This window comes from Peptoniphilus rhinitidis 1-13, from assembly GCF_000246925.1.
GTDB classification, from domain to species: domain Bacteria; phylum Bacillota; class Clostridia; order Tissierellales; family Peptoniphilaceae; genus Peptoniphilus_A; species Peptoniphilus_A lacydonensis.
The window spans coordinates 1-13,588 of record NZ_BAEW01000019.1 but is presented as its reverse complement, the minus strand read 5'-3'; the positions used below and the strand labels follow the sequence as shown (position 1 = coordinate 13,588).

Sequence of the window (13,588 nt, the reverse complement as noted above, 5' to 3'; positions counted from 1 at the left end):
TATTCAAATTATATAACTACGCATTGTATTCTATATTATCTTCTATTAACTCTCTCCTATTCGCCCTAATATGTGCAAAAATTGAGCCAATTAAATTTTGTATTACAGAAAAAATTGCACCAGGAAGAGCTGCCAATGGATTTAGTGCAAAATTTGTATTTGCCAAGACCACTGCAAGTCCTGAGTTTTGCGTGCCAACTTCTATAGAAAGAGTTGAACTTTTATCATAATCTAGCTTAAATAAATTTGCAACACCTAGCCCCAAAAGAATTCCACAAATATTGTGAATAATAACTACACCAAAAACTAAAAGACCTGATGTCAATATCTTCTCTGAATTTAATCCAACAATTGCAGCAATAATAAGAGCTATTGCAATAGATGAAATAAGAGGAAAAATATAATTGATCTTCTTTATCTCCTTTTTAAAAATAGTATTTGCTATAATTCCAAGGCCAACGGGAAGTACAATAACTTGAACTATTGACATAAACATTGAAAAGAAAGAAACTTCAACAATTGACCCTGCCATTAAATAAACAATAAGTGGCGTGACAATAGGTGCAAGAATTGTAGACGCAATAGTCAAAAGAACTGAATAAGCCACATCTCCACCAGAAATATGACTTAAAACATTTGACGCAGTTCCCCCTGGGCAAGCACCAACTAATATCAAGCCTAAACTTATATCCTTTGGAAGTTTAAACAAAATAGACAAAAATAATGCTAAAAGAGGCATAAAAGTGTATTGACAAAGAGCACCCAAAAACATCAATTTTGGCTCCTTTAGTAAACTTTTAAAGTCTTCAACTTCAATGCTCGTTCCCATCCCAAACATTGCAACTGCCAAAAATAAAGAAGTATAATTTGTCATAAATTTAAAATTATTTGGAAATTTCAAAGCAAAAGCAGACAAAATTAAAATTATGATAATCAAATACTTTTCAATGTAATATGAAATTTTTCTAAGCATATTAAACTTCGTAGAAGAAATTATCAATAAGTCTTGTATTTCCAAAATGAACTGCTAAAGCCACAAGAACATCTCTATCAATAATTTCTACATCTTTTATCTCATCAGTATCAACAACTTGTATATATTCAATTTTTGCAAGCTGTTCCTTTTCTATCTCATCCCTAATAATTTTAACTAAATCATCAGACCTCATTCCTTTTTTTATGGAACTCCTTCCTTTTTCCAAAGCCCTATACAAAACAGGCGCTGCTTTTCTTTCCTCTTCTGAAAGATAAACATTTCTAGACGAAATAGCTAGTCCATCATCTTCTCTCTTAATAGGACAGGGAACAATATTAATACCAAAATTAAGATCCTTGACAGTCTTTTTAACAATTAAAAATTGTTGAGCATCTTTTTTACCAAAATAAGCATTAGTTGGTCTAAAAATATTAAATAATTTTGTCAACACAGTTAGAACTCCTCTAAAATGAATAGGTCTAGTCTTTCCACAAAGATTGTCCTTTAAATCCTCAATAGTTACATAAGTCTTGTGATTATCATAAAACTCATTGGCATCAGGCACAAACACAACATCAACACCAGCATTTTCACAAAGTTTAAAATCACTTTCTTCATCTCTTGGATACTTTTCATAATCCTCATTTGGACCAAATTGAGTTGGATTGACAAAAATTGACACAACAACAATATCGTTATTCTTTCTCGCTTCTTCAATTAATGACCTGTGACCTGCGTGCAAAAATCCCATAGTTGGAACTAAGCCTACAGACTTTTGGTAATTTCCTTTGGTAAATTCCATAGCGTCATCAACATTTCTTAAAATTTTCATTCTTCTCTCCTTATAAATTATTTTAGAGAAATATTTAATAATAAATATTCAAGTACGGTTTAAAAATAATACCGTCTTCTCGAATGATTATAACACTTTTTAAAAAATTATAAAGTGGAAAAAATCTTTCATAATTATATTGTTTAAAAATATGATAATAGATAGGAATTAAGGACTGGATTAACTTTTTAGGAATTTGTCTATTTCTATATTCTTAACCCTTAATCATTTCTTTTTTTTAGGCTAGTCCCTTTAATATATCTTTTTATGTGATAATTTAAATAAGTCATGTAAATCTCCTTTGTGAATTTTGTTTTTGTTCATTACTATATATCACAAAGTTTACATGACTTATTTTATATTTATGTGAATAACTTTATTTTACAATCTTCATTAAAAGAAATTCTTGTATTAATTTTTACTTAAAAAATTTATCGCAATTTCATACATAAGAGCAGCTCCTCTATATAAAATTTCTTCGTTTAAATAAAAATTTTTACTGTGAAGTGGATAATTTTTTTCCATTTTACTGCCAATTCCAACCCAGTAAAAAGCACCTTTAATCTTTTGAAGATAGAAGGCAAAATCTTCTGCTGTCATCGCTGGTTTTTCAATATTTAAAATAGCATCTTCACCAAAAAGTTCAGTTGCACTTTCCTTTACAATCTTAACAGAGTTTTTCTCATTTATAACAGCAGGATAGCCAAAACCATAATTATATTCACAGTCGCCATGATTAACTTGTGCAATTGCCTTTGCTAAATTCTCCATATCTCTAAAAATCCTCATTCGATCTTCTTTTGAAAAAGTTCTACAAGTTCCATCAATTATAGCTTCTTCTGCCATTACATTGTACCTTGTCCCTGCTATAAATCTTCCAACAGTTAAAACTGCAGAATTCATTGGGTCAGTATTTCTTGAAATAAGAGTTTGCATTGCATTTACAAACTGAGCGCCCATTATTACTGCATCTACTCCTTCATGAGGTTTAGCTGCGTGAGATGAAGCTCCAATAAATTTTATTGTAAAATGATCGGAGTTTGCCATCATAGCACCTTCTTTTACTGCAATTTTTCCAAATGGAAGATCTGGCCAAACATGGGAACCAAAAATTGCATCTACATCATCTAACAATCCTGATTCCAAAATTTTAGGTGCTCCGCCTATTGGAGAAAGTTCTTCTGCCGGTTGAAAAACGAGTTTTACCTTTCCCCTTATCTTATCTTTATTTTCATTTAAAAGTTTTGCCGCTCCTAAAAGAAATGTCATATGAGAATCATGTCCACAAGAGTGCATGACATTTTCATCAATTGATTTAAAATCAATATTTGTTTCTTCTCTCATCTCAAGTGCATCCATGTCAGCTCTAAGTGCAACAATTTTGCCAGGATTACCACCAATTATTTCTGCTACTATACCATTTCCTCCAACTCCACTCTTATATGAAATTCCAAATTCATCTAAATACTTCATTATAATTTTTGATGTTTTTACTTCATTTTGAGAAGTCTCTGCATTCATATGAAGTTCCCGTCTAATTTTTACTAAAAGTTTTTGATTTTCTTTTGATATTCCTAAAATATTTTCCATATTAATTCATCCTTGGCTTTGTATCATCTGGTATTGGGGAAATAAATTTTTCTCCTCTAGCTTCTATAAATTCTTCATGCGCCTTTTTTATAAGTTCTGGATTCTCAATAAATCTTTTTGCAGCATTTGCCATTACATCTGAAGCTTTTAACATTCCCTTCATAGCAATTGAAGATTTTCCCTGTGCTACTTCTTGCCAAGAATGCCCTGCCGTTCCAATTGAAAAACAAGCTGTTACAATTTGAGCTGTAGGAACTACGTTTGAACAATCTCCAACATCAGATGATCCCATCATTATATTATTTGAATGTTTATAATCTAAAATTTTATCATATAAAACATTCTCTTTTAAATAATTTAATTCTGAATTCTTATCTTCCGCAAATCCAATTGTAGTTTCACTTTCAATATTGTCCACTGGAAAAGTTTCTCTAAACTTTTTAGCATATTCTATCTCTTCATCTGTAAATTCAATAGGTCCTTCTTCTAAAAAAGCTTTATAGAGTTCTTCTTCTATAACAGAATTTGGTATTATATTGGAGCAAGCTTTGTCAAAAATTATTTCAGAATCTGTTTCTGTCATAAGCGCTGCACCCTTAACAATTTTTTCAAATCTATCATAAAGTCTATTCACATGTTCAGTATCCTTTGATCTCAATAAATAAATCCCTTCAGCATAAGGTTGCACAACATTTGGAGATGCACTTCCTGGATCAATTATTGAATAGTGAATTCTCTCAAATCCTTGCATATGTTCTCTTAAAAACTGAACCCCAATATTTACAAGTTCAAGTCCATCAAGAGCTGATCTTCCTAAATGAGGTGCTCCTGCAGCATGTGCTCCCTTGCCCCTAAATTTTACATATACCTGTTTATTTGCTTGAAGAGATCCTGTGAAAACTGCATTTCCATTAAAAGGGTGCCAAGTTATTGCAATATCTAAATTGTCAAAGCATCCAGCTTTAGCCATAAAGGCCTTTCCACTTCCACCTTCTTCAGCAGGAGTTCCAAAATATATAACTCTAGCTTTCAAATTCTTTTCATCAATATAGTCTTTTAATTTAAGTGTAGCTCCAATAGAAGCAGCCCCTAATAGATGATGACCACATCCATGTCCACATGCTCCTTTAACCTTTTCTTTTCTTTCTGTTAAATCTTCAACTTGTGAAAGTCCAGAAAGTGCATCGAATTCTCCTAAAAATCCAATTGTAATTCCGTTAGAATTTCCATACTCTGCACTAAAAGCAGTCGGTAACCCTGCTAAATTTTCATTTATCTTAAATCCATATTTTTTTAAAATTTCCTTTTGAGCTTCAACAGATTTATATTCTTTCCATTTAATTTCTGCATATCCCCAAATATCTTTTGCTAAATTCATAAGTTCTTCATTATATTTATCCATATCATTCTCCTTAAAATTTTAATCTTTTAAAAGTAATTTAGATGAAACTATTGTAGCTATGATTCCAAAAACTGTAAGTACACATGTTAATGCAAATGCACTTCCCGTACCTCTAGTCAAAATTATATTCAAAATAAGTGGCATCAACGCAAAAGTTATTGCGGAAATTATTGAAAATGAAATTGAATAATTTCCTAAAGCTGTACTTTCAGAATCTGGATCACATATTTTTAAAAGTAATAGTCCTGTCAAAAAAACGCCACTGCTCATACCAAGTGTTGCTATCATGTGTTCGAACCAATCTACTTTTAGATATTTTTTGCACAAAATAAATAATATTGCAACAGTTCCAATAAATCCTAATATTACCATTACAAGAATTGGGGCCAAATAAGTGAAAACTGTATCAAGAGGAAGAGATGCGACTGCACCTATTACAGCAAATTCTGTAAACGACCCAGTTATTTTTCCCTTTACATTTGAATCAATTAAAAAGTCCAAATTCAATTTTCTAATAATTCCCCAAATTCCAAACATTACTAAAATCCCATATGCCCATACTGAAATTGATTTGAAACCAGGAATATTATATTTCTTAGCTAATGCTAAAAGTCCATAAGCAATAAGACAACCTAAAAATATTATTGCTGTGTGAAAAGTAACTGTGTCCATTGATGCAGATTTAGTAGTTTCTCTACCCAATGATCCTTGTTTAGTTATGTCTTTTTCATATCCAATTTTTACGTTTTTAGGTATATCACCAGGTTCTTTTAATATTGAAGTTTCTCCTTTTCTAGCTGCCCAATTTATTAAAACCATTCCTATCAAAATTCCACCAACAAGTCCAAAAGTAGCCATTGTAACTGCAACTCCTTGTGCAGTTTCCCAATATGGAATATTAAGTTCATTTAACATATTTCCAAGAATACCTGCTGTTCCATGACCTCCAGTATATCCAATACAAAGTTCCCAACCAAATGTGTCATAAAGTTCTTGTCCAAAAGACTTGAATAATAAATTCGTGCCAAATCCAATTACGTTTTGTAAATAATAAGTTGCAAACATTATAAAAAATAACGGAACTGCCGGCTTAAACTTCTTAGAAGCATCCTTTCCTCCAAGATCAAGCCCAAGTGGAGTTGCTGTAACAACTGGAACAATTAAAATTCCTGGAATTAAAGACCAAATTTTAATCCATTCTTCTGGAATTGGTATAATTCCAAATCCAATTGGTCCAAGTATAAGTAATATAAATCCACCTATTACACTTGCAGGAATAAAAGTTTCTTGAAATACTTTAACTTTTGCTCTCAAGAAAAAGCCTATTAATAAAAATAGCCCTAAAAATGAAATACTTTGAAATAATGTTGTAAACATTGCTCCTGTAAACATAAGATCTCTCCCTTTCTATCTAAGTCTAATAAACCTTAATAATAACCCAAATCTAATTTTTTTGAAACCATCTCCAACATTTTTACACCTGCAATTGAATTTCCCGATCTATCTAATCCTGGGCAAAAAGTGCATACTCCAATATCTTTATTGGTAGTTGCCATAATTCCACCTCCAACTCCACTTTTTGCAGGTATTCCAATATTGATTGCAAAATCTCCAGAATAATCATAAGTTCCACATATTGACATAAGTGTCCTCAAAATTCTAGCATGATCTTTTTCCATAACCCTTTTACCATCAAGATTTATTCCATTTCTTGATATTATAGAGGATAGAACAGCTAAATCTTTAGTGTTTACCATAATACAACACGCTAAATTATAAATATAAAGTACATCTTCTATATTTGTTTCTTTGTCAATATAACCATGCTTTTTTAATATATAAGTAAGAGCCAAATTATTTTCTCCCCCATTACTTGTAAGCTTCATCAATTCTCTAGCATAATCAATGTCTTTATTCTCTGTTAAAGTCTTTGCTTTTTCAAAAAGAACATCTACTGATTTATCCTTAAACTTTTTATAAATCAAATAAGAAGACATTATTGCCCCTGCATTTACAAAAGGATTTATTGGCTTTCCTTTTTCCAACTCAAGATCTAAAATTGAATCATAAGGTTTTGATGATCCTTTAAATCCAATATATTTTTTTATTTCATCAATCTCATAATTTTCAAGTACGATTTCAAAAAGTATTACTTTTACAATTGACATTATTGCAAATTTTTCACGAGATTTTCCCGCTTCATAAATTTTTCCATCTTTGTCAATAAGGCATACTCCTAAAGCAGTTTTATCTGCATCTCTCAAAATAGGAATATAATTTACTAATTTTCCCTCTTCAACAAATTCCTTTCCGTATTCTATTACAGAATCTAAAATCTTATCCATAAAAATCACCCCTATTTTTCAACTTTATTTAACTTAACTACTCCAGATTTATAAAGGATATATGATACTCCAATAGTTACACACATCATTACAAGCATGGCATACCCTTCTTTACCTGCAAGAGGCATAACGAGGAAATTAAATCCATAAACCAAAATCAAGCATATAATAGCAATAATTGGCTTTCTTGGTGCACTATATTTAGATCCCGCAGATGTTGAAATAAAAGCTGAAATTCCCATACTTCCATAAAGAGCTGGCAAAATATAAGTTGTAGCTATTGCCACTGTTTCTGTTTCAAGTATAGGCTTCAAAGGTGTTAACAGAATGACTCCAATAACTACTATTATCATTGTAATCATACCAGAAATTGTAATTGCTATCATTCCCATTACATCTGCTTCTTCAGTTCCTGGTGTTGCATCTACTGTTCCTATTGCTGCTAAATAGCAGGGGAATTTTATATTCATTACATTTCCAAGAATTGAGTTTAAATAACAAGTTGTTCCTCCAATTGGAATCATTGAAAGCTGTTCTGCAAGTGCAGTTGGGATATAAAGGGCTAAAAGTGGACCTGCTACTGATGCAACAAGTGACCACGCTGGCCAAATTCCATATACTATACACATTATTGCAGGAATTCCTAGCATTAATAACATTGCAATTAATGTCGCTATAATTCCATATCTATAAGTTTTTTTCATATAATCTGACATTTGCATAATTAACCTCCTATTCCCATGTTTGTGAAAATAACAGCTGCTGTCATTCCACCAATTAGTGCAAAACTCATCGTGAAATCATTTAACCAAGTTATATTGTGTTTTTTTGCTAACTTCGAGCATATTACCGTTATTATTGCACTAACTACAATAGTAAGCAGATGAATTTTTGACTTTACACTCTGAACTGGAACAAATACAGACATCATTCCTATTGTAAGTACAGAAAGTGCAAGTTCAATAAAAGGAGTTTCTTTTTCTCCAGCTTTAAGTACCCCTGTATGAACCTTTTTAAGTGCAACTATGTTAAACACCATTCCACCCATAATTGCAATACTCATAACGAACATAATTGCACCAATTACAGTCGGTTCACCCTTTGCAATAAAATCATCAAAATTTACATATCCTGCACCTTTTATCGAAAGATCTGCAGCTGTAAGTTCATACGGAAGAGAACCTACCACCGAAAGTCTAAACCAAGGCCATGGTACTCCTAAAAGTGGTGCAAGTGTTATAAGCCCAATTATAATTGATATTGAAGGAATAATTGAAAATACAACAGAAGATCTAATTACAGAATTAATCTTATCCTGTGTAATATTTAATTCTCTTGCTCTCCTAATTGCTCTTCTGCAAAAAAAGATACACATGCCAAAAATAATTGCAAGTGAAACGCCTACTAATAAATAAAGTGGTTTTGAATTTAAAATACTCAATAAATCCATAAAATCAACTCCTCTTTTTATATTTATCTACTTATGTAAAGAGCAATTTACAAAATAGATATATTAATATTATATCTAACTTTGAGCATAAATAAAGTAATAATTTATCAAAATGAATCAGTAATACACTATTTTGATTAACCGTATTGGTTTTGTTTATATTTTATACAAAAAGTGAAAAAGGTGCTGTAGTATTTTCAGCAAGTTTTGTAAAAACTGGTGACTCAACCTTCCTGACATCAATGTTAACTTTAACAAAAGTTGCGTTTTTTGCAGGTGGAGGATTATTGACAATCATGGGTTTAGGCAACATTGGCATAAACCTACAATCGTCACAACCAACAGGTGTATCGAAAGGTATAATGCAAATGGTAGGTGGAATTATTATAGCTGTATCAGGAGTTCTTTTTACAGAAATAAATACTGGCTCTAATGGTTCTGCTCCATTAGGAACATAAAAAAATATTTTTTGACTGGAAGAAATTTCTTTCAGTCTTTTTTTATTTTTATCTTAAAAAAAGCGAAATATTTGGTATATTCCACATAGTTAGATAATAACTAAAAAGAAAGGAGTGAAATTGGTATATGTTACCATCAAAAGCAAGAATAATGAAAAGTGCTTTCGAGCTGATTTCTCAAAGAGAAATAGACACTCTTGTAGGAAACTTTTTTAGCAACCAAAGTATAGATACAATTTTTTCTAACACAGCAGTAACTCAAATTGTAAACTACACGATGGGTATAGCTTACGCAGTATTTGCAATATGTTTCTTAGTAGGTTTGTTCAATATTTCAGTAAAAAACGACAACTTTTCTACACAAGGGGTTTTTTCACCCTTACAATTTTTTATAAAAGCTTCACTTGTAAAAATACTTATGGATGCATCTCCGAACCTTTTTAAATCAATGATGAGTGGTGCAATGGATCTATTGAATTATATCCTAGAGGCATCAACGTCATTTGGAACAGAGGGCAAAATTGCAGATGAAGTTTTTACGCAATTAGCAAGAAGACTTAACTTAATGGAGGCTTGGGCTTCGTGGCTACTGACAGGTATACTTTCTTTAATATTACTTGTTCTAACCTTATTTATAGCATTGACCTTTGCATCATTAATAATAAAGATTGTTATTTATTATTTAATAACACCTATTGGAGTTGCAACACTTGTAAATGAAGAAACTTCATTGGCTGGTAAGAACTTTTTGAGAACTTTATTTGCCTTTGCAGGTGAACTTATAGTTATAGGTATAGTAATTGCTCTTTATTCAGCAATAGCGAATAATGTAGATGCTTTCTTTGGAGTAGCCTCGGATCAAACTGGTGGAAAGATAATAAGCATACTATTTAACGGAAGTAGTTATTTACAAGATGCAGTAGATAATAAAGACGTAAATGCCTTTACTTTACCTATATCTATGTTTTCTAGAGTCTTCTTAACAGTAATGTTTATGCAACTTTTAAAGAAAGCAGAACCAATATCAAAGAGACTTACAGGAGCAAACTAAGGAGGAATAAATGTTAATAGTACCAGTACCTAATGATATGAAAGCATATAAACCTAGAGTTTTAGGAAGATATACAGTTAGACAAGTAGGATGTATATCAGGGGCAATAGCTCTTTCTGTATTAGAAGTTTTTATACTTAAATCCTTCATGACAATTACAGACATGTCTTATGTCATTATTTTTTCTTGTATACCTTTTGCTCTTTTTGGATTTTTTAATAAAAACGGCAAAAATTTTGAACAATGGTTAAAGGTAATGTTTCAATTTAAATTTGGAGTTCAAAAACTTCCTTACAGAATTACATTGAAACAATTGGAAAATCCAATGATACAAGATGATACTTTCATACAAGTAGATTTTAATAAATCATCAAGATTTGATAGGGCTACAGGAGAAAGAATCCCCGAACTAACAGAAGATGATTCTAGAGAAAATAGACTTAAACTTTGGATGAACCCTATAGGAAGTTTTTCTAACTTGGCAAAAGAAGGAGCTAAGTGGGAAGGTCCAATAAACGGCTCTATTTTAACTAAGGAATACAAGATTAAAAGAAATAAAGATAAAGAAGCTGGATTTAAAAAAGAATGGAATATAGGAACAATATAAGTGGGAGGATTAAATGGCAATATTTAAAAAGAAAGAAAAAGAAAATATTGAAAATAAACAAGAAGAGCCTAAAACACCAAGTGATTTAGTTGAAAAGGCTAAAGATGAAAAAGTAGATAAAAAAGTTGAAAAAGAACAGAAAAAAAAGAAAAAAAGAATAAGAGAGTAATATCGAAACAGGAAAAGTATATAGAATACCAAAAGGAATCAGAAAAGAAACTAAAAGGTAAAAAGAATGACTTTAATAGAGCTAGATATGCTGATGAAATCTTAAATTATGATAGGATTTTTCCAGATGGAGTTTGCGAGGTAAGAGAAGGTCTTCTTTATTCAAAAACAATTGAATTCAAAGACATGAACTATCAACTTATTTCGGAAGAAGATCAAAAGCAAATTTTCTTAAAATATTGTGAGCTTATAAACTTATTTGACTCTAATGTTGCTTTTTCAATTACAATTAAAAATAAGTTAACAGACTTTAAAGAACTTGAATCTCAAACAAAAATACCAATGAGACAAGACAAGTTAGACCTTTTTAGAGAAGAGTATAACGACATTATTAACGCAAAAATTAAAGAAGGTCACAACATTATTTCTAAGAGACTTTATTTAACTTTTTCTGTAAAGGCAGCCGATTATGACGAAGCAAAGATGCATTTAAACAGAATTCAAGATGAAATAATGAAAGCTTTTGATGGAGTATATAACAAGAGAAACAAGTCTGTTAATACAGTTAAGGTTTTAAATGGATCAGAAAGAATTGAGCTATTAGACTCTATTATCAATCCAGAATACCATGGAAGAGATTATTCTTATGAGAATTTAATGAAACAAAACATGAATTCAAAAGAACTAATAGCAACTTCTTTTACATTTGATGACAAGTCCACATATAAAGCAGGTAACAGATACGGAAGAGTTCTTTATGCAAAGAATTATCCAAAGTCTATAAAAGACTCTATTATATCTGAAATTACAGAACTACCAATACCTCTAACAATTACTTTCCACCTTCAAGGAATCCCACAAGAAGAAGCTTTGAAAAACTTAGATATGAATATTACTCTTATGAATACTCAAAAGCTAAATGAGTTACAAAAGCTTCTACCTATGGGTGGTGGAGAAGAGATGGTTTCTATGAAACTTCAATATAACCTTCAAGATGCACAAGACCTTAGAGAGGAATTAAATGCTAGAAACCAAAGAATGTTCTTAGCAACACTATTAATAGAAACATCTGGTAGAACAGAAGAAGAATTGGCCGACAATGTATTCCAAATATCTTCAATCGGCAGAAGAAACTCCTTTGAATTTACAGCACTAGATTATGAACAAAAGGCAGGCTTTGGATCTGTATTACCTTTAGGATTTAACCTTTTAAATAACTCTAGAACACTAACAACAACAGCAACAGGAATATTTATTCCGTTTAAAGCAGAAGAATTATTTGAACAAACAGGATTTTATTATGGACTTAATGCCATTACTAAAAATCTAATTTATTTAGATAGAAGGAAGAGAGTAAATGGTAACGGATTTATATTAGGAACACCTGGTTCTGGTAAATCCTTTGGTGCCAAGAGAGAAATAGTTAACGTAATTCTTAACACAGACGATGACGTTATAGTAATTGACCCAGAAGCCGAATATGGTGCATTAACTTCAGCTCTTGGAGGCGAAGTTGTAAAGCTATCTCTTGGTTCTAAGACACACATTAACCCCCTAGATATTAACTTTAACCAAGACTCAGAAGATGGAGATCCTATATCAAATAAGTCAGACTATATGCTATCTTTCATGGAGCTTATAGCAGGTGAAGGATATGCCCTAGATGGTTCTAGTAAATCAATCCTAGATAGGTCTATAAAAAAAGTTTATGAACCAATTATCGCTGGCGAAACAGAAGCAATGCCAACCCTTAAAGACCTATATAATGTTTTAAGAAAACAAGGAGATTATGCTTATGAACTTGCTACAATACTTGAAATGTACGCAATAGGATCACTTGACATATTTTCCCATAGATCTAACATCAACATTAACAACAGATTTACTATCTTTGATATTAGAGATCTTGGAGAATCATTAAAGCCACTAGGACTACTAGTAACACTTAACCACGTTTGGAACAAGGTAGTTGAAAACAGGAAGAGAAACAAAAGAACTTGGATATATATAGATGAAATTTACCTATTATTTGCATCAAGATATTCCTCAAACTTCCTTTATACATTGTATAAACGTGCTAGAAAGTATTATGGTATCATCACAGGTATCACTCAAAACGTAGAAGATATGCTTAGGGATGAAAACGTAAGATCTATGCTTAATAACGCTGAATCTTATGTACTTCTATTTAACCAAGCATCAACAGATAGGCAAATAGTTGCCGAAGCCCTTAATATTTCTGAAAACGAGCTAACTTATATTAAGAACTCTGGTAAGGATAGAGGACTTCTTATAACGGAAGGGGAAGTAATTCCTTTTGTGGACCAGTTTCCGAAGAACACTAAGCTCTATGAAATGATGACTACAGACCCTAACGAAATCAAGAAAATTAAAGAAGGAAAGAAAATAGTTTAATGTAAAATCCCCTTAGAAAAACTAAGGGGAATTTTTTGTTCAAATATGTTAAGATAGAGGGAATAGGTAAAGAATAACAAAATATAAGATTCTAAATTTAGTCACAAAATAAAGATTTTGTGACTATTTTTAGATGGATAATCTTAAATTTATAATTTAGCTAATTGTTTATAAATTTCTCCTTTTTTAATTAGCTCTTTATGTTTTCCAAATTCAACTATTTCTCCATCTTGTAATACTATAATTTTATCTACAATATTTACAATATTTAAAAATCTATGAGCAATGATTATG

The 13,588-nt window shown here is 31.2% G+C and carries 13 protein-coding genes; 5 read left to right on the top strand and 8 right to left on the bottom strand.

Going from position 1 to position 13,588, the window contains the following annotated elements:
* Window positions 1–16: 16 nt before the first annotated feature.
* From RH95_RS08325 to RH95_RS08290, 8 genes are all read right to left on the bottom strand, one after another.
* The gene (locus RH95_RS08325; RefSeq protein ID WP_036743441.1) at window positions 17–973 is read right to left on the bottom strand and encodes a bile acid:sodium symporter family protein; all 957 of its coding nucleotides are present in this window, start codon (window positions 971–973) and stop codon (window positions 17–19) included.
* A gap of 1 nt (window position 974) precedes the next feature.
* The gene (panC, locus tag RH95_RS08320; RefSeq protein WP_010248011.1) at window positions 975–1,808 is read right to left on the bottom strand and encodes a pantoate--beta-alanine ligase; all 834 of its coding nucleotides are present in this window, start codon (window positions 1,806–1,808) and stop codon (window positions 975–977) included.
* A gap of 411 nt (window positions 1,809–2,219) precedes the next feature.
* Window positions 2,220–3,398 (bottom strand): M20 metallopeptidase family protein, encoded by a 1,179-nt coding sequence (locus RH95_RS08315; protein WP_010248010.1) that lies wholly within the window; start codon window positions 3,396–3,398, stop codon window positions 2,220–2,222.
* Between the two features lies 1 nt (window position 3,399).
* Complete coding sequence (locus tag RH95_RS08310; RefSeq protein ID WP_010248008.1) at window positions 3,400–4,800, bottom strand: amidohydrolase; 1,401 nt, start codon at window positions 4,798–4,800, stop codon at window positions 3,400–3,402.
* An 18-nt stretch (window positions 4,801–4,818) separates the two neighbouring features.
* Window positions 4,819–6,192 carry a sodium/glutamate symporter gene (locus RH95_RS08305; protein ID WP_010248006.1) on the bottom strand — a complete coding sequence of 458 codons (1,374 nt, stop codon included), beginning with the start codon at window positions 6,190–6,192 and terminating at the stop codon, window positions 4,819–4,821.
* A gap of 35 nt (window positions 6,193–6,227) precedes the next feature.
* Window positions 6,228–7,145 carry a glutaminase A gene (gene glsA / locus RH95_RS08300; protein WP_010248003.1) on the bottom strand — a complete coding sequence of 306 codons (918 nt, stop codon included), beginning with the start codon at window positions 7,143–7,145 and terminating at the stop codon, window positions 6,228–6,230.
* An 11-nt stretch (window positions 7,146–7,156) separates the two neighbouring features.
* On the bottom strand, window positions 7,157–7,867 hold the full coding sequence (locus RH95_RS08295) for a hypothetical protein (protein WP_010248000.1): 711 nt from the start codon (window positions 7,865–7,867) through the stop codon (window positions 7,157–7,159).
* Between the two features lie 2 nt (window positions 7,868–7,869).
* Window positions 7,870–8,595, bottom strand: a complete 726-nt coding sequence (locus RH95_RS08290; protein WP_010247997.1) for a DUF5058 family protein — start codon at window positions 8,593–8,595, stop codon at window positions 7,870–7,872.
* Between the two features lie 152 nt (window positions 8,596–8,747).
* Here RH95_RS08290 and RH95_RS09530 point away from each other — a divergent pair, with 152 nt between their 5' ends.
* From RH95_RS09530 to RH95_RS08275, 5 genes are all read left to right on the top strand, one after another.
* Window positions 8,748–9,053, top strand: a complete 306-nt coding sequence (locus RH95_RS09530) for a hypothetical protein (protein ID WP_158309975.1) — start codon at window positions 8,748–8,750, stop codon at window positions 9,051–9,053.
* A 127-nt stretch (window positions 9,054–9,180) separates the two neighbouring features.
* Window positions 9,181–10,104 carry a hypothetical protein gene (locus RH95_RS08285; RefSeq protein WP_010247992.1) on the top strand — a complete coding sequence of 308 codons (924 nt, stop codon included), beginning with the start codon at window positions 9,181–9,183 and terminating at the stop codon, window positions 10,102–10,104.
* Between the two features lie 10 nt (window positions 10,105–10,114).
* Window positions 10,115–10,711, top strand: a complete 597-nt coding sequence (locus RH95_RS08280; protein WP_010247989.1) for a PrgI family protein — start codon at window positions 10,115–10,117, stop codon at window positions 10,709–10,711.
* 13 nt (window positions 10,712–10,724) lie between these two features.
* Window positions 10,725–10,880, top strand: a complete 156-nt coding sequence (locus RH95_RS09610; protein ID WP_158309974.1) for a hypothetical protein — start codon at window positions 10,725–10,727, stop codon at window positions 10,878–10,880.
* Window positions 10,880–13,294: a VirB4-like conjugal transfer ATPase, CD1110 family gene (locus RH95_RS08275; RefSeq protein ID WP_026038625.1), complete on the top strand. Its 2,415-nt coding sequence runs from the start codon at window positions 10,880–10,882 to the stop codon at window positions 13,292–13,294. Before RH95_RS09610 ends, RH95_RS08275 begins: the two co-directional genes overlap by 1 nt.
* Window positions 13,295–13,588 lie beyond the last annotated feature (294 nt).